Annotated in this window: 15 protein-coding genes, 2 tRNA genes and 3 rRNA genes; 9 read left to right on the top strand and 11 right to left on the bottom strand. The window is 61.1% G+C overall.

The window, feature by feature from the left end; translation table 11 throughout:
* Position 1 precedes the first annotated feature (1 nt).
* The 6 genes from C2L65_RS20875 to mdcH are packed head-to-tail and all read left to right on the top strand — an operon-like array spanning position 2 to position 4,598.
* Complete coding sequence (locus C2L65_RS20875; RefSeq protein ID WP_042315481.1) at positions 2–967, top strand: triphosphoribosyl-dephospho-CoA synthase; 966 nt, start codon at positions 2–4, stop codon at positions 965–967.
* Complete coding sequence (locus tag C2L65_RS20870; protein WP_042315482.1) at positions 967–1,272, top strand: malonate decarboxylase subunit delta; 306 nt, start codon at positions 967–969, stop codon at positions 1,270–1,272. Before C2L65_RS20875 ends, C2L65_RS20870 begins: the two co-directional genes overlap by 1 nt.
* On the top strand, positions 1,269–2,156 hold the full coding sequence (locus C2L65_RS20865) for a biotin-independent malonate decarboxylase subunit beta (protein WP_042315484.1): 888 nt from the start codon (positions 1,269–1,271) through the stop codon (positions 2,154–2,156). The genes C2L65_RS20870 and C2L65_RS20865 overlap by 4 nt, the downstream gene beginning before the upstream one ends.
* The gene (gene mdcE, locus C2L65_RS20860; protein ID WP_042315495.1) at positions 2,156–2,971 is read left to right on the top strand and encodes a biotin-independent malonate decarboxylase subunit gamma; all 816 of its coding nucleotides are present in this window, start codon (positions 2,156–2,158) and stop codon (positions 2,969–2,971) included. Before C2L65_RS20865 ends, mdcE begins: the two co-directional genes overlap by 1 nt.
* On the top strand, positions 2,971–3,663 hold the full coding sequence (locus C2L65_RS20855; RefSeq protein ID WP_042315497.1) for a malonate decarboxylase holo-ACP synthase: 693 nt from the start codon (positions 2,971–2,973) through the stop codon (positions 3,661–3,663). Before mdcE ends, C2L65_RS20855 begins: the two co-directional genes overlap by 1 nt.
* A complete protein-coding gene (gene mdcH / locus C2L65_RS20850) occupies positions 3,663–4,598 on the top strand; it encodes a malonate decarboxylase subunit epsilon (protein WP_042315485.1) in 936 nt (311 codons plus the stop codon). Before C2L65_RS20855 ends, mdcH begins: the two co-directional genes overlap by 1 nt.
* A gap of 66 nt (positions 4,599–4,664) precedes the next feature.
* On the opposite strand, the gene C2L65_RS20845 is transcribed toward mdcH, so the two are convergent.
* On the bottom strand, positions 4,665–5,258 hold the full coding sequence (locus C2L65_RS20845) for an alpha-ketoglutarate-dependent dioxygenase AlkB family protein (RefSeq protein ID WP_042315486.1): 594 nt from the start codon (positions 5,256–5,258) through the stop codon (positions 4,665–4,667).
* A gap of 148 nt (positions 5,259–5,406) precedes the next feature.
* Here C2L65_RS20845 and C2L65_RS20840 point away from each other — a divergent pair, with 148 nt between their 5' ends.
* The gene (locus tag C2L65_RS20840; RefSeq protein WP_042315488.1) at positions 5,407–5,991 is read left to right on the top strand and encodes a malonic semialdehyde reductase; all 585 of its coding nucleotides are present in this window, start codon (positions 5,407–5,409) and stop codon (positions 5,989–5,991) included.
* Between the two features lie 43 nt (positions 5,992–6,034).
* Here the strand turns inward: C2L65_RS20840 and C2L65_RS20835 are convergent, their stop codons facing one another.
* Positions 6,035–6,349, bottom strand: coding sequence for a hypothetical protein (locus C2L65_RS20835; RefSeq protein WP_007739009.1), 315 nt, complete (start codon positions 6,347–6,349; stop codon positions 6,035–6,037).
* 372 nt (positions 6,350–6,721) lie between these two features.
* Here C2L65_RS20835 and C2L65_RS20830 point away from each other — a divergent pair, with 372 nt between their 5' ends.
* Positions 6,722–7,882 (top strand): metallophosphoesterase, encoded by a 1,161-nt coding sequence (locus tag C2L65_RS20830; RefSeq protein WP_103254561.1) that lies wholly within the window; start codon positions 6,722–6,724, stop codon positions 7,880–7,882.
* Between the two features lie 20 nt (positions 7,883–7,902).
* On the opposite strand, the gene scpC is transcribed toward C2L65_RS20830, so the two are convergent.
* From scpC to C2L65_RS20815, 3 genes are all read right to left on the bottom strand, one after another.
* Positions 7,903–9,417 carry a succinyl-CoA:acetate CoA-transferase ScpC gene (scpC, locus tag C2L65_RS20825; RefSeq protein WP_042315499.1) on the bottom strand — a complete coding sequence of 505 codons (1,515 nt, stop codon included), beginning with the start codon at positions 9,415–9,417 and terminating at the stop codon, positions 7,903–7,905.
* 134 nt (positions 9,418–9,551) lie between these two features.
* Positions 9,552–9,758, bottom strand: coding sequence for a hypothetical protein (locus tag C2L65_RS20820; protein ID WP_042315491.1), 207 nt, complete (start codon positions 9,756–9,758; stop codon positions 9,552–9,554).
* 221 nt (positions 9,759–9,979) lie between these two features.
* A complete protein-coding gene (locus C2L65_RS20815) occupies positions 9,980–12,157 on the bottom strand; it encodes an FUSC family protein (protein WP_042315492.1) in 2,178 nt (725 codons plus the stop codon).
* Positions 12,158–12,353: 196 nt separating this feature from the next.
* Between C2L65_RS20815 and C2L65_RS20810 the strand changes: the two genes are divergently transcribed.
* The gene (locus C2L65_RS20810) at positions 12,354–13,349 is read left to right on the top strand and encodes a LysR family transcriptional regulator (protein WP_042315493.1); all 996 of its coding nucleotides are present in this window, start codon (positions 12,354–12,356) and stop codon (positions 13,347–13,349) included.
* A gap of 270 nt (positions 13,350–13,619) precedes the next feature.
* Here the strand turns inward: C2L65_RS20810 and rrf are convergent.
* The 6 genes from rrf to C2L65_RS20780 all read right to left on the bottom strand — a co-directional run bounded on the left by rrf (position 13,620) and on the right by C2L65_RS20780 (position 19,962).
* A 5S ribosomal RNA gene (gene rrf / locus C2L65_RS20805) occupies positions 13,620–13,733 on the bottom strand.
* Between the two features lie 194 nt (positions 13,734–13,927).
* A 23S ribosomal RNA gene (locus C2L65_RS20800) occupies positions 13,928–16,808 on the bottom strand.
* A gap of 300 nt (positions 16,809–17,108) precedes the next feature.
* Positions 17,109–17,184, bottom strand: a tRNA-Ala gene (locus C2L65_RS20795).
* A 51-nt stretch (positions 17,185–17,235) separates the two neighbouring features.
* Positions 17,236–17,312 (bottom strand) — tRNA-Ile (locus C2L65_RS20790).
* A gap of 65 nt (positions 17,313–17,377) precedes the next feature.
* Positions 17,378–18,908, bottom strand: a 16S ribosomal RNA gene (locus C2L65_RS20785).
* The 16S, 23S and 5S rRNA genes sit together here with 2 tRNA genes alongside, the layout of an rRNA operon.
* A gap of 493 nt (positions 18,909–19,401) precedes the next feature.
* Positions 19,402–19,962: a phosphonate degradation HD-domain oxygenase gene (locus tag C2L65_RS20780; RefSeq protein WP_042315943.1), complete on the bottom strand. Its 561-nt coding sequence runs from the start codon at positions 19,960–19,962 to the stop codon at positions 19,402–19,404.
* Between the last annotated feature and the right edge of the window lie 4 nt (positions 19,963–19,966).

Genomic DNA, 19,966 nt, shown 5'->3' with positions numbered 1-19,966 from the left:
GATGGCCTTGCAATACGCTATCCCGCTCGACGCGGGCATGCCTCAGCGTGCCAACGCCCGCTGTCTGCCTCGCGTCGATGCCGCGCCGTGCGATGCCACGCTCGCACGATTCGCGGTCGAGTCGCTGATCGAAGAAGCGCAACTGACGCCGAAACCCGCGCTCGTCGATGGGCGCGGCAGCGGTGCGCATCGCGATCTGGACTTGCCGCTTATGCTGCGCTCCGCACGCTCCCTCGAACCGAGTTTCGCGGCGCTGGCGCGCGCATCGCGTGGCCGCCTGCCTTCGGCGACGCTGCGCGCGGAGCTTGCGCAGATCGGACGCGCTGGCGAACACGACATGATGCACGCGACGAACGGCAGCAATGCGCATCGCGGCGCGATCTGGATTGTCGGCCTGCTGGTCGCGGGCGCGGCCATCATTGCCGACGATGACGACAACGTTTTGCGCGAACTGCTGCCGTATGAACGCACGCACTCGCACGCCGCGCGCGTCTGCGAACTCGGCGCGCAGATCGCCTGCTTTCCCGACCGCTTCGCCGCACCCGTCGACAGTCACGGCGAGCGCGTGCGTCAACGGTTTAATGTCGGCGGCGCGCGTCAGGAAGCGCAGGACGGTTTCCCGCACGTGATCGGCGTCGGTCTGCCCGCGTTGCGCGCGGCACGCGCGAAAGGCATCGGCGAAAACGCTGCGCGTGTCGACACGCTGCTCGCGATCATGGCCGCGCTCGACGATACCTGCCTCCTGCATCGCGCCGGTCTCGCCGGTCTGCATGCAGGGCAACGCGGCGCGCGCGCCGTGCTCGCGGCGGGCGGCGTCGCGACGGCGGCGGGACGCGTCGCGTTCGACGCGCTCGAAACCGAATTGCTTTCGCTCAACGCTTCTCCTGGCGGCGCAGCCGATCTGCTCGCCGCCACCCTCTTCATCGACAAGCTGGCGCGTCACGCTCCAGCGGGAGCTGAAAACTGATGGAACAGATGACTTTCGATTATCCGGCGCAACGCGCGATCACCACGCGCTCGCATGTGGGCGTGGTCGGTTCGGGCGATCTCGAAGTGCTGCTGTCGCCCGCCGGCGCGATGCAGGCGACCGTGACCGTGCGCACCAGCGTCGACGGCTACGGGCACATCTGGAAGAGCGTGCTCGACCGGTTCTTCACGCGCTATGACGGCGCGGCGCAGATCGAGATCAACGACTTCGGCGCGACGCCGGGCGTGGTCGCGCTGCGTCTCGCGGAGGCCATCGAAGCGGCCGACGAAGGAGCAAGCTCATGAGCACGGCGACGATACACAACCCACCGTCGATGCCGGTGTTGCGCGACAGCTTCATCGAGCTGACGGCACGCGAGCGCGCCCGCGCGCTGCTCGACGAAGGCACGTTCCGCGAACTGCTCGGCCCGTTCGACCGCATCGAATCGCCGTGGCTGCCGTTGCAAGGCATCGTCTGCCAGGCCGACGATGGCGCGGTGATCGCGCGCGGCACAATCGACGGCCAGCCGGCCGTGATCGCCGCGATCGAGTCGGCGTTTCAGGGCGGCAGCATCGGCGAAGTGTCGGGCAGCAAGATCGCCGCGGCGCTGGAACTCGCACTGCGCGATTGCGAGCGCGGCAAGATCGTGCGGCCCGTCGTGCTGTTCGAAACAGGCGGCGTGCGTTTGCAGGAAGCGAATCTGGGGCTGGCCGTGATCGCGGAGATGCAGGCGGCGATCGTCGCGTTGCGGCGATACGTGCCCGTGGTCGGCGTGATCGCGGGCATGGTTGGATGCTTCGGCGGCATGTCGCTCGCGGCCGGGCTGTGCTCGTATCTGGTCGCGACGAAACAGGGACGCCTCGGCATGAACGGCCCCGAAGTGATCGAACAGGAAGCGGGCATCGAAGAACTCGATTCGAGCGACCGGCGCCGCGTGTGGCAGATGATCGGCGGCGAGCAACGCACGGCGACAGGACTTGCCGACGCGCTCGTCGACGACGACGCGCACGCCGTCCAGGCCGCGGTTCGCGATGCGTTCGCGCGCGGCGTGCCGGCGGCGCATCGCACGGAACAGGTGGCCGAGTATCTGGAGCGGCTCGCGCGCATCGATCCCGCAAACGTCACGCCCGAAACGATGCGCGATGTGTTCGAGCCAAACGAAGCGGCCACGCCGCGCAAGGAGCAATGATGAGCGATACGGTACTGACGCGCGGCATGCGCTGGTTCAAGGCGCTTGCGGGCGACACGTCGACGGCCGCGCCCGTCTGGTCCGGCGAGGCGCCGCTTGGCAACGAGATGGCGACCTTCTTCTCCGTCGTCCCCGACCCCGACAACCGCTTTCCGCGCGCGCGCGATAACGTCGTCGGACTCGAACAGGGCTGGAAGCTCGCGCAAGCGGTGCGTGAAGCGGTAGCGCGCGATGCGTCGTCGGAACACAAGCGCCCTATCGTCGCGATCGTCGATGTCAAAAGCCAGGCGTATGGGTATCGCGAAGAGACGCTCGGCATTCATCTGGCGTGCGCGTCGGCTGTCGATGCGTATGCGAGCGCGCGCGACGCCGGGCATCCTGTGGTTGCGCTGATCGTGGGTCCCGCGATGTCGGGCGCGTTCCTCGCGCACGGCTATCAGGCAAACCGGATCGTCGCGCTCGATGCGCCCGGCACGCTGGTACACGCGATGGGCAAGGAAGCCGCCGCGCGCGTCACGCGCCGCACGGTCGAAGAACTCGACAAGCTCGGCGAAACGATCACGCCGATGTCGTACACGATGGCGTCGTTCGCGAAGCTCGGGCTGCTCGACACGCTGATCGAGGGCGTCGATGCTGATGAGCCCACGCAAGCGCAAATCGAAAGCGTGCGCAGCGTGCTCGCGGAAGCGGCCAGGAGCGCCCGCTCGGATACGCGCGGGTTGTCGCGGCGGCTGGAGTCGGATGCGGCGAAGAAGACGCGCGCTGCGTCGATCGAAGTGCGGCGCAAGCTCGCTGAACAGTGGGACGCTGCGTGATGCGTGTTTGCGCGGCCGCGCCGTTTGCGCCAGAAGACGCGCTCGTTACTGACGATCTGCGCTGGCAAGCGCACGACATCGTGCGCTTGCGGCGGCTCGAATCGTTCGATCACGAACCGGCGTGGGTCCGCGCTGCGTTCGCGCGCGCGCCGTTCGCTGTCGTGCGACGGGCGCAGGCGGCGGCAGGATTGGTAGCCATCGGGTTGCGCGGCGCGGCGCGCAATGAGCGGTATGGAACGTGGGCGCATAGTGATGATATCGAGGCTGTTTTCAGGCCTGAAGCGTTGTTGTCTTCTTCGTTGGATTCCGCGTTGCTTGTCGCGGATCGCGCCGCACTTCCCGTTTTCGTCGCGCTAGATGCGCTGCGGCGCGACACGTCATGCATTGATTCATTCATTTGGGGACCAACAGGAAGCGTCGGTTTCGAACTTGCATCCGGCAAGCCCACCGCCACCGCGACCAGCGACCTCGATTTATTAATACGGATGCCGAATCATTTACCACGCGACGAAGCACAACGCATCCAGGCGAAACTCGATGAACACGCAGCACATGCAGGCATCCGCATCGACGCGCAACTCGAAACGCCCGCAGGCGGCGTCGCGCTCGCCGAATACGCGTCCGGCAAGGCGCGCGTGATGGCGCGACATGCGAGCGGTCCACGGCTCGTCTCCGATCCCTGGGCGCTCTAATGCTCGCTTTTATTTTCCCTGGCCAGGGCGCGCAAACCGAAGGCTTCCTGCATCGCCTCGGCACGCATACCGCCATTCAGACAACGCTCGACGAAGCATCCGCCGTGCTGAACGTCGACGTGCTGACACTCGACACCCAAACAGCGCTCGAATCGACCGTCGCCGTGCAGATGGGCTTGCTGATCGCAGGCGTCGCAATACAGCGCGCGCTCACCGCCGAAGGACTGGCGCCCGAACTGAGCGCGGGTTTGTCGGTGGGCGCGTATGCAGCCGCCGTGAGTTGCGGCGCAATCGACTTCGCGGCCGCGCTGCTCATGGTGCGCAAGCGCGCCGAACTGATGGAAACGGCGTATCCGCGTGGCTATGGCCTGTCCGCGATTGCCGGGCTGACCGAACACGAAATCGAGAAGCTCGCCGACGCGCAGGCACGCGACGCCGCAGCCCGCGTCTACGTCGGCAATGTGAACGCGCCGCGTCAGATCGTCGTGGCAGGCTCGGACGCTGCGCTCGATGCATTCAACGAGCGAGCGTTAGCGGCAGGCGCGCGCAAGGCGACGCGGCTCGCCGTCAGCGTGCCGTCGCATTGCGAACTGCTCGCGGCAGCCGCCGATGCGCTGACGGACTACGCGCGCGATGTCCCGTTTCGCGCGCCGTCGAGCGGCTATATCGGCAATCGCGGCGGCCGCGCGCTGTATACGGCGGATGCCGTGCGCGACGATCTCGCCACGAACATGCGCTACACGGTCCGCTGGTTCGACGCGCTGACCGTGATGATCGAAATGGGCGCGAAGGTGTTCGTTGAAGCGCCGCCCGGCCAGGTGCTGACCGATATCGTCCGCGAGCAGTACCCGGACATGGCCGCGATCGCAGCAAGCACACTGCCCTTCGAGCGGCTAGCGCCGACCATCCATCGACGCCTCGAATCGGCTGCCTGAAACCGATTCCTTATGCGCATAAATTTTTTAAAAGTTTTATCGTACTTGTAGCAGGAGCATGCGCAGCTAGCGCCCTGGCGTCACGAAGCGGAAGGTCAGGTTCACGCGTTCGCCCTGCACCTTCGGCTCCTTCGGCACGCGATGCCGCCACTCGGCCTGTGTCCGTCCGCGCATCACGAGGAGGCTGCCGCCCTTCAACGGATAAGACTGCACGACGTGCGTCTTGTTGTGCTGCAGATCGAAGCGTCGCGTCGCGCCGAGGCTGACGGACGCGATCACCGGCTCCTTGCCGAGTTCGGGCTCCCGATCCGCATGCCAGCCCATGCTGTCCGCGCCGCTGCGATAGCGGTTGAGCAGCACGCTATTGAACGGCGCGCCGCAAGTTGCTTCAACGGTGGCTCTCAGTTCCGCGACGGCGGGCGTCCACGGCGACGGCACGTTGCGGATGCCCGAGTACACATAGACGGCATCGGACTCGCCTTGCCATGCCGTCAGGCGCGGCAACGGCACACGGCCGGCGGGTGTGAACATCGAATCCTGCTGCCAGGCGACTTCGTCGACGATGCGCGCGAGCAATGCAGCGGCGGCATCGGGCGCGAGCCAGTCGGGGAACCACGCCACATCGGGCGTTGGCAAATCGTCGAACAGATCGGCGGACATTGCGTTTCAATCGCGAGCGCACAACACCGCATAGCGCTTGCGAAACCTCTCTTCACAGGAAACAGCGGGTATTATCGAACGCGCCGCTGCCGCGGGTCATCCGCCAGCTTGCGCTTTCATTCGACTTTTCGTCATTCAGCCCATCATCATGATTCTTTCCGACGACGCTCTCGATCAACTATTCCGCACCGCCCGCACGCACAACGGCTGGCAGCCGCGGCCCGTCGACGACGCGCTTCTCAGGCAACTGGTCGACCTCGTTCTGCTCGGCCCGACCTCGGCCAATTCGAGCCCCGCACGTTTCGTGTTCGTGAAGACACCGGAAGGCAAGGCGCGGCTGAGTTCCGCGCTGTCCGCAGGCAACCTGGAAAAGACCATGGCCGCGCCTGTCACGGTGATCGTCGGCATGGACATGGCCTTCTACGACCATCTGCCGAAGCTCTTCCCGCACGCCGATGCACGCAGCTGGTTCGCGGGCAACGAAGCCGCGATCGCCGAAACCGCGTTCCGCAACTCGACGCTGCAAGGCGGCTATCTGATCATGGCCGCACGTGCGCTCGGCCTCGACACGGGCGCGATGTCCGGCTTCGACAAGGCGAAAGTGGACGCCGCGTTCTTCGCGGGCACGACGGTCCGGTCGAACTTCCTGATCAATCTCGGCTACGGCGACGCGTCGAAGCTGTTCCCGCGCAGCCCGCGTTTTTCGTTCGACGAAGCGGCGCAAATCGTCTGACGCTGGCTGGCGTTGCCCTAAGCCCGCCGCGCTCCGGGCAGCGTCAGCTTGCCATCAGCGCGACGTAGAACACGATCGCGCCGATCAGCGCGCCGACGAAGCAGAAACCCTCTTCCGCCTCGTCTCCGCGCGATCTCAGCCACGCCCCGACCACGCCGAACAGGCCCGCCACGCCGAGCGCGACGAACACCATCACGACGTAAAAGAGCGCGGTGCGCCCCAGTTCGGAAAAGTCGATGTGCTGGACGCCGTAGTAGACGCCAAGCGCCATCAGGGACAGCACGACCATAGGCAGCATCACGTGACTGCCTTCGTAACCGATGTGATGCTCGCGATGCGCGAACTTTGTCGTTTTCATCATTCGTCTCCTCCCAAACCGCAAACCGATTGGGCGATCAGGCGCAGCTGCCGCCTGCAGAGGAGTGTCTCGCGCGCCCGGGACACCGGGAACGGGACGCGAGGCCTGCCGCCGGCAGTCACGCTCCATTCCAGAATAGTCCGTTCATGCGCCCAATTCAATAGCCATTTAATAAGCATTTAATCGGCATGACGAAGAACTTGCAGCGCACGTATGCTGCATCGCAACGCCCACATATTGGCGTTGCCCCGACATGTCCGTACGGCTTCGGCAAGCGCACTGAACTGCTTGTAGAATGATTGGCCGCCGCTCTGCAACGGCGTGCGCTTTCTGCGACTCACCTTCCGCGCAATCCGCGCCCCACTTCCACCTATGCGCCGCCTATCGTTTTTCGTCCGGATCATTGCCATCGGCATCCTGCTGCACGTGTATGTCGGCATCCGGATCATTCCCGAACTGCCCGTCGATGCCGCCGTGAAAGGGCTGTGCGCGCTGTGGCTCGTGCTGTCCGTGCTGCTGATTCCCGTCGGCATGATCGCGCGCTCCCTGCAGACGCAACCGCTCGGCGACCGGCTCGCGTGGGCGGGGCTGATCGCGCTGGGTCTCTTCTCGTCGCTGCTCGTGTTGACGTTTGCGCGTGAGCTGCTGCTGCTCGTCGTGATGATCGTTCACGCAATCGCGCCGCAAGCGGTGAATCCCGCGCGCTGGGAGATCAATAGCGCGATCGCGGTGCCGCTGCTCGCGCTGCTGTCGACGGCCATCGGCTTTTTCAATGCGCGGCGCCGTGCGCGTGTCGTGTCGATCGACGTGCCGATCAAAGACCTGCCGCACGCGCTCGACGGCTTCACCATCGTGCAGATCAGCGACATTCACGTCGGGCCGACCATCAAGCGCGGTTACGTCGATGCGATCGTCGATGCCGTGAACCGGCTCGAGCCGGATCTGATCGCGGTGACGGGCGATGTCGTCGACAGCAGCGTCGAGCATCTTGCCGATCACACGCGGCCGCTATCGCGGCTGAGCGCGCGGCATGGCGCGTATCTGGTGACGGGGAATCACGAATACTATTCGGGCGCCCATGCGTGGATTGCCGAGTTTCAGCGGCTCGGCCTGCATGTGCTGCTCAACGAGCATGTCGTCGTCGAGCACGATGGCGCGCAGGCGGTGATCGCGGGCGTCACCGATTTTTCCGCGGGACACTTCGATCCCGCGCACGAGAGCGATCCCGCTGCGGCGCTCGAAGGCGCGCCCGGCGACGTGCTGATCAAGGTGCTGCTCGCGCATCAGCCGCGCTCGGCGGAAGCTGCGGCCGATGCGGGCTTCACGCTGCAACTGTCCGGCCATACGCATGGCGGCCAGTTCTTTCCGTGGAATTTTGCGGTGCGGCTGCAACAGCCTTTCGTGGCAGGCCTTTCGCGGCTCGACGACCTGTGGGTCTATACGAGCCGCGGGACCGGGTATTGGGGACCACCCAAGCGTCTGGGCGCGCCGTCGGAGATCACGCGCTTGCGTCTGGTCGGCGGCGGCACCTGACGTCCGTCAGTTCAATTACGTCACACTGTGACGTTTCGCTCCGGCAGCATCGATCCCGTTTCCTGAAAGCGCGCGTGCCATGCGAACGCTTCGCGCAGCACGTGCGGCGTCTGCCCGCCAAAGCGCAGCGCATCGCGATAGTAGTCACGCAGCAGATCGCGATACAGCGGATGCACGCATTGGTCGATGATCAGCGACGCCCGTTCGCGCGGCGCGAGTCCGCGCAGGTCCGCAAGACCGATCTCCGTCACGACGATATCGACATCGTGTTCGTTGTGGTCCACGTGCGGCACCATCGGCACGACGCTCGAAATCGCGCCGTCCTTGGCGATCGATTTCGTCGCGAAGATCGCGCACGACGCGTTGCGCGCGAAGTCGCCCGAACCGCCGATGCCGTTCATCATGTGCGTGCCGCCGACATGCGTCGAATTCACGTTGCCGTAGATGTCGAATTCGAGCGCGGTGTTCAGCGCGATCAGGCCCAGACGGCGAATCACTTCGGGATGGTTGCTGACCTCTTGCGGACGCAGCACGAGCCGGTCGCGATAGCGCGCGAGATCGCCGAACACCTGCGCCTGGCGCTTTTCCGTCAACGTGATCGACGCGCCCGACGCGAACGTGACCTTGCCGGCATCCATCAGATCGAAGGTCGAATCCTGCAGGACTTCCGAGTAGATCGAGAACGGCTCGAACGGCGAATCGGCGAAGCCGGCCAGCACCGCATTCGCAATCGTGCCGATACCTGCCTGCAACGGCGGCAACGGCGAAGGCATGCGTCCATGCGCGACTTCATGCTGCAGGAACTCGATCAGATGACCGGCGATCAACGCCGTGTCTTCGTCAGCGGGCAATGCAGTCGATGGGCTGTCGGGCTTGTTCGTGATGACGATGGCGGCGATCTTTTCGGGCGGGATCTCGATCGCCGTCGTGCCGACGCGATCGCTCGGGCGCACGACGGGCAGCGGATCGCGATGCGGACGGCGGCCCGGAATCCAGATGTCGTGCAGACCTTCGAGCGCGAGCGGCTGCGCCAGATTGATTTCGACGATCACCTTGTCGGCGAGAATCGCGAAGCTCGCCGAATTGCCGACTGATGTGGTCGGCACGATGCCGCCCGTCTCGGTGATCGCGACGGCTTCGATGATCGCGACGTCGAGCTTGCCGAGCTGGCCGGCGCGCAACATTTCGACCGTCTCCGACAGATGCTGGTCGACGAACATCACGTCGCCGCGATTGATCGCCTTGCGCAAGGTGCTGTCGACCTGGAACGGCATACGGCGCGCGAGCACACCGGCGTCCGTCAACAGACTGTCGACGCCGTGACCCAGCGATGCGCCCGTTATCAACGTGATCCGCAGCGGCTTGCCTTCGCTGCGAGCGCGTTCGGCCAGCGCAACGGGAACTGCCTTCGCATCGCCCGCGCGCGTGAAGCCGCTCGCGCCGACGCGCATGCCATTGTCGATCAGCAGCGCTGCCTGCGCCGCCGATGTGATCTTGCCGCGCACCGCGGCACAGCGAATCCGGTCTTCGTACATGATGAAAGTCTCTCCGATGTCACGCTCGCGAAAGCCGGTTTGCACGTCTTGTTGTTGGTGTGCGTGGTCCGGCTGTCGCTCGATTTCCGCTCATTCCGCCCGATGTTTCAGGCGGCTGCGCGGTGCCGCTCTGGTCAGCTACCGAAATACATCACGCAGTAGCTCACGGGACCGACACACTCATCGGCCTTCTTCGCCCGCTTCGCGACGGGACGCTGCGCTTCGGGTTGCGCGACGCGTGCTGCGTTCGCCTGTGCGACCTGTTGCGCGCTTTCGTCCGCCGGCGCCGTCTGCGCGTGCGCAAGCGCCGCAGCGGACAACGAACAGGCAATCAGGACCAACTTAGCGCTTTCATTTCAATCTCTCCAGTTGTTTCAATGGCTGCGTAAGCAGTGGTTCCAATATATGACTGAGATCGGCGTGGATTAAGAGGGACGGCTGGAAGGCATTCTTCCTGGTTGCGGCAAGATCGGTTTAGGCTGGGGTTTTCGCGTTTGCGCTGGGCGTCGTGACGACGCAAAAGACTGTTGTGTCGATTGCATTGTTCGAGATGTGCCGGGGATCAACGCGTGTCGAACGGCGCGCCTTTGTCGAGCAGCGCTGTGCGGATGAAATGCAGGCAACTGAGGATGCGCTGCTGATCGTGACGCTTCTCGCGGTCCGCATGGACGGCTTCCAGCACTTGCTGAACAACCCGCATCGCCGCACGCACGGAGATTTGCGTTCGTTCGACATGCGTTTTGTCGGGCCGCTCGAATAGCTGCGCGAGATCGCGCGTGACGCGATCGAGAGACGGCTTCCATCGGGCGTGTGCGTCGCTTGCGTATGTGGCGCGTTCGATCTCGCTGCGTAGATCGATAGTCGCGTGCCCGACTTCGAGCGTGACGAGCATCCATCTGAGCGCGTTGCGATGGCGTCGCGAACGCTTCGGCAGCAGCATGCGCAGCTGGTGCATCAGATCGTGCGTGCTCGACTGGAAGCGATGTGCGAGACCCGCGAGCGGCGCCGTGCATGCCAGCGTGACCTGGCTGCGCAGGTCGCCTTCGATACGCGCGATCAGCCACGGCATCTGCACCGGGAACACGATTGCGGCGCCGATGGCCGTCACGAGCATCGACACGACGATCGCAATGCCATTGTTGATCAGCAGATCGGGCGCGTACACGACGACGTTGTCGGGCGCGGCGAGCAGGCAGAAAAAGACCGTGAAGCCGACGCCGTAACCCGCTGTCTTCGTCCGCGACGCGAAGAAGGTGCCGACGGCGAGCACGGGCGCGAGCATCGCGCACAGCAGCGGAAAACCATCGACCGCGGGATACACATAGCACGTGACCAGATAGCCGGCGATCGTCGCGCACGCCGCGCCGACCGACATCTGCAGCGCGAGCTTGACGGGGTTCGGCGCCGCGGAAGTCAGCGCGCACGTGAGCGCTGCACCGATCACGGCCATGCCGCCGCTCGGCCAGTTCGTCGCGATCCAGAACCAGCTGATCGCGCCGACGACAGCCGCCGTGCGCGCAAACGTGCAAGCGACCACGAACGCGTTGGTCCGGCTGACGTAGCGCACGGGCGGCCGCTCGCGCGCCGGATTGTGATTGGTCTCCAGCGACGCATACGTGTCGATATAGCGAATGAACTCGACTACGAAGCGATACAGCAATTCGCCAGCGGTATCGAAATCGGGTAGACACTGCGGCTCGTCCGATTCCAGCGGACGGCGTGTCGCACGCATTCTGGCGGGCAGCGTCGCCTGGAAGGCTTTGAGTCTGATCGCGATGCGTGCGGCATCGGATGAATCGAAGCGGCGCTCTTTGTGTGCGCCGAGCAATTGCGAAAGTTCGTGGAAATATGGCGCAGTCGCTTGCACGGCCTGGACGGACGGGTTGCCGCGCAGGCGCTTTCTCAACTGATGCAGCGCGTGCAGTCGTGCGCAGACGTCCATGAACTCGTGGTTCAACCTTGCAAGCACCTGACTGCGCGAGCGCATGCCGGGATCTTCGAAAGCGGCGAACGCGCGTGTGGCCTCGAAGCCCACGACCTCATCGACCAGGTCCGCGAAATAGCGCTCGGACGTGCCGCGCTCGACGGCCCCATCGAGCACTTTCACTGCGAAGGCCGTAAAATTCAAATGCCTCGATTGCAGTGCGTTTTGCAGCGCGAGGCTCGATCGACGCGGCACGATCAGCGCGCTGACGGCCGCCGAGCAGACGATGCCGATCGCCACTTCCGCGGCGCGCGTCAACGCGGCGAGGAACAGGCCATTCGGTTCCATCACGGTCGGAATGCCGATCAACGCCGCGGTATAGCCAGCCAGCACGAAGCCATACCATCTAAAATGCCGATACCGGACCGCCGCCGCCACACACACGCCCATCCAGGCGGTGATGCCGAGCATGTACAGCTCGGGCTGCTGCGCGAACAGTGCGCCGAGCAGCAGCGCGGCCAGCATGCCGACGAACGTTCCGACGATCCGATAAAAACTCTTCGCGAGTACCATCCCGCTGAACGGCTGCATCAGGACGAACACCGTCGTCATCGCGGTGCGCGGTTGCTGCAATTCGAGCAGCATCGCGATGCCCAGCGCAAGCAGCGCGGCCAGTACCGTCTTGAACAGATGAAGCCAGATGAGGCCGTCGGTGGTCGCCCACTCTGTGCCGGCGTCGGCGATCGCGCGCAGCATGCCAGCTCGCCATCCGAAAGTATCGGACGACACTTGCTTGATCGCATGCTGGCGTTTCATGATTAATACCGCGCGGGGTCCTAGTCTGAGGAATGCGCGAATCGACTGGCGCACGCCTACCCTGAAGGCGCCGATTGTAGGAGCCAACGATGTGTGGATTAATGCGAGGCGTCGGGAACGTCCCTTCCAGATCCCTCAACAATGGCGGCCCGCGACAGGCGGACAATAACGCTTTGATGTCGATCAAGAAGGATTGATGGATACGTTACAAAACATGCGGGTGTTCGTGCGCGTCGTCGAAGCGGGCAGCTTCACGGCAGCGGCGCAATCGCTCAATACGACCACGGGCGCGATGTCTCGTGCGGTTTCAGAACTCGAGGCGCATTTGCGGACGCGTCTGCTCAATCGATCGACACGGCGCCTCGCATTGACGACTGCCGGTGAGACATATCTGAAGCGATGTCAGCAGATTCTTGCTGATATCGACAATGCGGAAGAAGAAGCGAGCGGCGCGCATGAGCGTCCGTCGGGCGTGCTGCGGATGCATAGCTTTGCGAGCATCGGACAGCATTATGTGTTGCCTGCCATTTCGCGGTATCGCGCGCTCTATCCTGAAGTCGCCGTCGAGCTGACGCTCTCGCAGCAGTTGCCGGATCTGTTCGAAGGAAGCGCGGATGTGGCCGTCGTGGGCGCGTCGACGCTGCCCAATTCGGATCTCGTGTCGCTGTTGCTTGGGACCACGTTCAGCATTTTGTGCGCGTCGCCTGCGTATATTCACGCGCACGATGCGCCCAAAACGCCCGCCGATCTGTTGCATCACGACTGTCTGTTGCTCAAGACACCCGCTTTTCCGACCAGCGAATGGACACTCGATGGCCCTAACGGCAGCGAAGTGCTGAATGTGAACGGGCCCGTGCAGGTGAATATCGCCGAATCGTTGATCGTCGCGATTCGCGAGGGTATTGGGATCGGGATATTGCCGTTGTACGCCGCTATCGACGGATTGCGATCAGGGTCACTCGTGCGCGTGCTGCCGGAGTACACGCTGCAGAAGATGAATGTCTATGCGCTGTATCCGTCGCGCAAGTTCATCGACGCGAAGACGAGGACCTGGGTCGAGTTTTTGCGGACGCATTTGCCGCAGGTTATTGCTCGCGATGTCGCGCTGTTGGAGGAAGTTGGCCGCCAGAATATCGCCGCCGATGATGCGCTGCACGCGAATGAAGGTGGCGAAGCTGCACCGCGCAGTTAAGCAGTGAGGTGAGACGCGTGGCCGGCGAGTTTGCGTTGTTGGCTGGATCGCCGGCTGCGTGGATCTGCGTGGGACAGTTGTCTTGCGACTAGGCGGTATCGTCAACGCTATCGCGTGACGGCTATGCCGCGGAATATCGATTCAAGATGGCAGGGATGAACACGCGCGGGCCATCGCAGCCCGGCCACGCCGTCGTGGCGCGACGTTAAAACGTGCTCTCCAAACACCAAGACCCCGCTTTTGAGGGCGGGGTCTTGTCTTGGGTAAGGAGCCTGACGATTACCTACTTTCACACGGGCAATCCGCACTATCATCGGCGTGGAGTCGTTTCACGGTCCTGTTCGGGATGGGAAGGGGTGGTACCGACTCGCTATGGTCATCAGGCATGACGGGTTGCTGCGTCGCATTTATGGTGCGCCACAGCCAATCTGGAAGAAGCGTAAAGAGGGTATGGGTTGTGTTGTTTCTGGCACAACACCGATCTCAACCTGTGTGTCTGCTGGAGACCCTGCGCTGCGCGCAGGGTGGGACATCCGTAAGTGCTGAAGCACTAACGACTGTCGACACACACCTGTTATAGGATCAAGCCTTACGGGCAATTAGTATCAGTTAGCTTAACGCATTACTGCGCTTCCACACCTGACCTATCAACGTCCTGGTCTTGAACGACCCTTCAAGGGGCTCGAAGCCCCGGGGATATCTCATCTCAAGGCGAGTTTCCCGCTTAGATGCTTTCAGCGGTTATCTCTTCCGAACATAGCTACCCGGCGATGCCACTGGCGTGACAACCGGTACACCAGAGGTTCGTCCACTCCGGTCCTCTCGTACTAGGAGCAGCCCCCTTCAAATATCCAGCGCCCACGGCAGATAGGGACCAAACTGTCTCACGACGTTTTAAACCCAGCTCACGTACCTCTTTAAATGGCGAACAGCCATACCCTTGGGACCGGCTACAGCCCCAGGATGAGATGAGCCGACATCGAGGTGCCAAACACCGCCGTCGATATGAACTCTTGGGCGGTATCAGCCTGTTATCCCCAGAGTACCTTTTATCCGTTGAGCGATGGCCCTTCCATACAGAACCACCGGATCACTATGACCTGCTTTCGCACCTGCTCGACTTGTCGGTCTCGCAGTTAAGCACGCTTATGCCATTGCACTATCAGCACGATTTCCGACCGTACCTAGCGTACCTTCGTACTCCTCCGTTACACTTTGGGAGGAGACCGCCCCAGTCAAACTGCCCACCATGCACTGTCCCCGACCCGGATCACGGGCCAAGGTTAGAACCTCAAACAAACCAGGGTGGTATTTCAAGGACGGCTCCACGCAAACTGGCGTTCACGCTTCATAGCCTCCCACCTATCCTACACAGATCGGTTCAAAGTCCAATGCAAAGCTACAGTAAAGGTTCATGGGGTCTTTCCGTCTAGCCGCGGGGAGATTGCATCATCACAAACACTTCAACTTCGCTGAGTCTCGGGAGGAGACAGTGTGGCCATCGTTACGCCATTCGTGCAGGTCGGAACTTACCCGACAAGGAATTTCGCTACCTTAGGACCGTTATAGTTACGGCCGCCGTTTACCGGGACTTCAATCAAGAGCTTGCACCCCATCATTTAATCTTCCGGCACCGGGCAGGCGTCACACCCTATACGTCCACTTTCGTGTTTGCAGAGTGCTGTGTTTTTATTAAACAGTCGCAGCCACCAGTTTATTGCAACCCCTTCACCCTTTGCCCGCAGGGGCATCAAGCTACAGGGGCGTACCTTATCCCGAAGTTACGGTACCAATTTGCCGAGTTCCTTCTCCCGAGTTCTCTCAAGCGCCTTAGAATACTCATCTCGCCCACCTGTGTCGGTTTGCGGTACGGTCAATGTGAAACTGAAGCTTAGAGGCTTTTCCTGGAACCCCTTCCGATTGCTTCGCCCCCGAAGAAGCTCGCGCCACGCCCTTGAATTCCGTGCCCGGATTTGCCAGAGCACCTTCTCCAACGCAGCGACCGGGACTTCCAACACCCGGACAACCTTCCGCGATCCGTCCCCCCATCGCATTTCACACTGGTGCAGGAATATTGACCTGCTTCCCATCAGCTACGCATTTCTGCCTCGCCTTAGGGGCCGACTCACCCTACGCCGATGAACGTTGCGTAGGAAACCTTGGGCTTACGGCGAGGGGGCCTTTCACCCCCTTTATCGCTACTCATGTCAGCATTCGCACTTCCGATACCTCCAGCACGCTTTTCAACGCACCTTCGCAGGCTTACGGAACGCTCTCCTACCATGCACATAAATGTGCATCCGCAGCTTCGGTATATGACTTAGCCCCGTTACATCTTCCGCGCAGGACGACTCGATCAGTGAGCTATTACGCTTTCTTTAAAGGATGGCTGCTTCTAAGCCAACCTCCTGACTGTTTTAGCCTTCCCACTTCGTTTCCCACTTAGTCATATTTGGGGACCTTAGCTGGCGGTCTGGGTTGTTTCCCTCTTGACACCGGACGTTAGCACCCGATGTCTGTCTCCCGTGATTGCACTCTTCGGTATTCGGAGTTTGCTATGGCGAAGTAATCCGCAATGGACCCTTCAACCATGACAGTGCTCTACCCCCGAAGGTGATACACGAGGCACTACCTAAATAGTTTTCGGAGAGAACCAGCTATTTCCAGGTTTGTTTAGCCTTTCACCCCTATCCACAGCTCATCCCCTAACTTTTCAACGTTAGTGGGTTCGGACCTCCAGTACGTGTTACCGCACCTTCATCCTGGCCATGGATAGATCACCTGGTTTCGGGTCTACACCCAGCGACTGAATCGCCCTGTTCGGACTCGCTTTCGCTACGCCTGCCCTAATCGGTTAAGCTCGCCACTGAATGTAAGTCGCTGACCCATTATACAAAAGGTACGCCGTCACCCCTTGCGAGGCTCCGACTGTTTGTATGCATGCGGTTTCAGGATCTGTTTCACTCCCCTCCCGGGGTTCTTTTCGCCTTTCCCTCACGGTACTGGTTCACTATCGGTCGATCACGAGTATTTAGCCTTGGAGGATGGTCCCCCCATCTTCAGACAGGATTTCACGTGTCCCGCCCTACTTGTCGTACACCTAGTTCTTCCTCGCTGTTTTCGCCTACGGGGCTATCACCCACTATGGCCGCACTTTCCAGAGCGTTTGGCTAACAACGAAGATAAAGAGTACAGGCTGGTCCCATTTCGCTCGCCACTACTTTGGGAATCTCGGTTGATTTCTGTTCCTGCGGTTACTTAGATGTTTCAGTTCACCGCGTTCGCTTCGCATGGCCTATGTATTCAGCCATGGATGACCCATACGGGCCGGGTTTCCCCATTCGGATATCGGTGGATCAAAGCTCGTTTGCCAGCTCCCCACCGCTTTTCGCAGGCTACCGCGTCCTTCATCGCCTGTGATCGCCAAGGCATCCACCACATGCACTTGTTCGCTTGACCCTATAACGGGTGTGTCTCTTCGTGTTGCCACGCCAGACTCACTCGCTACAGGTTGAGTATTCGCGTTGTGCCGTATTCCAGGTTCGTCTTTCGATGAACTCAAAAAATACATTGATACAATCACAACCCTGATTCACCTACTCGCACACCCATCTCTAAGTATGCTTTCGTGAATCTCTTTACTACTTCTTCCTGATTGTTAAAGAACGACAGCCGATATCGAACTGCAATACCGCATCTGACTGGCTCAATTGCCAATGCTTAAGGCTCAGTTCACACTGAACGCTAGGCATTGGGAATTGGTGGAGGATGACGGGATCGAACCGACGACCCCCTGCTTGCAAAGCAGGTGCTCTCCCAGCTGAGCTAATCCCCCAGTCATACAGTACACAGGGGGGTTTGCGATCAGCCACCGCAGACAAGACGCTGGTGGGTCTGGATGGATTCGAACCATCGACCCCCGCCTTATCAAGACGGTGCTCTAACCGACTGAGCTACAGACCCCTGAGCCTGTCTTCAATTAACAGCCGACAAGTGTGAGCGCTCAACTTTGAAGCGCGAAGCTCTGGAAAGGAGGTGATCCAGCCGCACCTTCCGATACGGCTACCTTGTTACGACTTCACCCCAGTCATGAATCCTACCGTGGTGACCGTCCTCCTTGCGGTTAGACTAGCCACTTCTGGTAAAACCCACTCCCATGGTGTGACGGGCGGTGTGTACAAGACCCGGGAACGTATTCACCGCGGCATGCTGATCCGCGATTACTAGCGATTCCAGCTTCACGCAGTCGAGTTGCAGACTGCGATCCGGACTACGATCGGTTTTCTGGGATTGGCTCCACCTCGCGGCTTGGCAACCCTCTGTTCCGACCATTGTATGACGTGTGAAGCCCTACCCATAAGGGCCATGAGGACTTGACGTCATCCCCACCTTCCTCCGGTTTGTCACCGGCAGTCTCCCTAGAGTGCTCTTGCGTAGCAACTAGGGACAAGGGTTGCGCTCGTTGCGGGACTTAACCCAACATCTCACGACACGAGCTGACGACAGCCATGCAGCACCTGTGTTACGGCTCCCTTTCGGGCACCCCCACCTCTCAGCAGGGTTCCGTACATGTCAAGGGTAGGTAAGGTTTTTCGCGTTGCATCGAATTAATCCACATCATCCACCGCTTGTGCGGGTCCCCGTCAATTCCTTTGAGTTTTAATCTTGCGACCGTACTCCCCAGGCGGTCAACTTCACGCGTTAGCTTCGTTACCAAGTCAATGAAGACCCGACAACTAGTTGACATCGTTTAGGGCGTGGACTACCAGGGTATCTAATCCTGTTTGCTCCCCACGCTTTCGTGCATGAGCGTCAGTATTGGCCCAGGGGGCTGCCTTCGCCATCGGTATTCCTCCACATCTCTACGCATTTCACTGCTACACGTGGAATTCTACCCCCCTCTGCCATACTCTAGCCCGCCAGTCACCAATGCAGTTCCCAGGTTAAGCCCGGGGATTTCACATCGGTCTTAGCGAACCGCCTGCGCACGCTTTACGCCCAGTAATTCCGATTAACGCTTGCACCCTACGTATTACCGCGGCTGCTGGCACGTAGTTAGCCGGTGCTTATTCTTCCGGTACCGTCATCCCCCCACCGTATTAGGACGGAGGTTTTCTTTCCGGACAAAAGTGCTTTACAACCCGAAGGCCTTCTTCACACACGCGGCATTGCTGGATCAGGGTTGCCCCCATTGTCCAAAATTCCCCACTGCTGCCTCCCGTAGGAGTCTGGGCCGTGTCTCAGTCCCAGTGTGGCTGGTCGTCCTCTCAGACCAGCTACAGATCGTCGCCTTGGTAGGCCTTTACCCCACCAACTAGCTAATCTGCCATCGGCCGCCCCTTGAGCGCGAGGCCTTTCGGTCCCCCGCTTTCATCCCAGGATCGTATGCGGTATTAATCCGGCTTTCGCCGGGCTATCCCCCACTCCAGGACACGTTCCGATGTATTACTCACCCGTTCGCCACTCGCCGCCAGGGTTGCCCCCGCGCTGCCGTTCGACTTGCATGTGTAAGGCATGCCGCCAGCGTTCAATCTGAGCCAGGATCAAACTCTTCAGTTCAAACCTGTTACTGTTTTTCGGTTGTTTTACCAACCGGTCGCTCACTCAAAATCACTGACGAAAGTTTCGATTACTCGAACCTTCCTCAATTACTTCTGTGTGAGACTCGATTACTTTCGCTATTCGGCAGTTCGAAAACCACCGCGCGCCGCCATCGAGCACCCACACTTATCGGCTGTTGATTGTTAAAGAACATCCGCGGGAAGCGCCTTGCTTTCACCACGTTGCTGCGTCAGCAGCAGAGAAACGAGATTATGAAGAACCTTTTTCGTTTCGTCAACCGGTTTTTTTAACTTCCCAACCCGCTGACTCCACCGGAAAGCCCCGTCAATACTGGCTCTCCCGCCTTCCTCGTTTCCTTCGCGCCGCGTTGGCCGCAGCGCGAAAGACCGGAATTCTAGACACTTGCCCGCGTGGTTGCAAGCGGTTTTTTGATGTGCGTAAAACGCATGACATATGAGGCAACTACGCGTGGCCTGCCTATAGATATAAGTCACATGGCAGCGTGCCGCTCCATCACACGCGACACGAGATTTAGATAATGATCGAGATCCGGCGTGGCGCGATTCGCTTCTTTCGCCAGATCGTCCCAGCGACGCAAACGCAGCGCATCCTCGGCAAACGGCTTCTTCAGGAACACCTGCGCCTCGTCGTCGGTGAATATGCCGCCTTGCAGTTCGAGACTGCGCACGGAATCCACTGACAACTTCCCAAAGTACGCCGCATCGATAGCGCACAGGCAGCGCTTCGCATCGACGTGCAGCCGAATCGGCTCCAGCACCGCTTCCGGCAACACCGGCCGCAGGAACGGCAGCGCAAAGTATTGATGCAGATCGTCGATACCGCGCGCGGTCGGCGTCTCGCCCTGCCGGTTCAGCAGATGCCCGAGATCATGCAGAAACGCCGCCGCAACGAGTTCTTCAGCAGCGCCTTCCGATTCCGCCAGCGCACCACTTTGCAATGCATGCTCGAGTTGTGTCACCGGCTCGCCGCTATAGGCAAGCTGGCCGTGCGCCTCGAACAGTCCGCGAATGTCGTCGAGATTCAATGCCACAACA

It is taken from the genome of Paraburkholderia terrae (assembly GCF_002902925.1).
Classification (GTDB): Bacteria; Pseudomonadota; Gammaproteobacteria; order Burkholderiales; family Burkholderiaceae; genus Paraburkholderia; species Paraburkholderia terrae.
This window is presented reverse-complemented; position numbering and strand designations above follow the sequence as displayed.

Coding starts and splice junctions, on each gene's coding strand:
- C2L65_RS20810 (WP_042315493.1), top strand. CDS start 12,354: ATGGATACGTTACAAAACATGCGGGTGTTCGTGCGCGTCGTCGAAGCG.
- mdcE (WP_042315495.1), top strand. CDS start 2,156: ATGAGCGATACGGTACTGACGCGCGGCATGCGCTGGTTCAAGGCGCTT.
- C2L65_RS20855 (WP_042315497.1), top strand. CDS start 2,971: ATGCGTGTTTGCGCGGCCGCGCCGTTTGCGCCAGAAGACGCGCTCGTT.
- scpC (WP_042315499.1), bottom strand. CDS start 9,417: ATGTACGAAGACCGGATTCGCTGTGCCGCGGTGCGCGGCAAGATCACA.
- C2L65_RS20865 (WP_042315484.1), top strand. CDS start 1,269: ATGAGCACGGCGACGATACACAACCCACCGTCGATGCCGGTGTTGCGC.
- C2L65_RS20875 (WP_042315481.1), top strand. CDS start 2: ATGGCCTTGCAATACGCTATCCCGCTCGACGCGGGCATGCCTCAGCGT.
- C2L65_RS20815 (WP_042315492.1), bottom strand. CDS start 12,157: ATGAAACGCCAGCATGCGATCAAGCAAGTGTCGTCCGATACTTTCGGA.
- C2L65_RS20830 (WP_103254561.1), top strand. CDS start 6,722: ATGCGCCGCCTATCGTTTTTCGTCCGGATCATTGCCATCGGCATCCTG.
- C2L65_RS20840 (WP_042315488.1), top strand. CDS start 5,407: ATGATTCTTTCCGACGACGCTCTCGATCAACTATTCCGCACCGCCCGC.
- mdcH (WP_042315485.1), top strand. CDS start 3,663: ATGCTCGCTTTTATTTTCCCTGGCCAGGGCGCGCAAACCGAAGGCTTC.
- C2L65_RS20835 (WP_007739009.1), bottom strand. CDS start 6,349: ATGAAAACGACAAAGTTCGCGCATCGCGAGCATCACATCGGTTACGAA.
- C2L65_RS20845 (WP_042315486.1), bottom strand. CDS start 5,258: ATGTCCGCCGATCTGTTCGACGATTTGCCAACGCCCGATGTGGCGTGG.
- C2L65_RS20870 (WP_042315482.1), top strand. CDS start 967: ATGGAACAGATGACTTTCGATTATCCGGCGCAACGCGCGATCACCACG.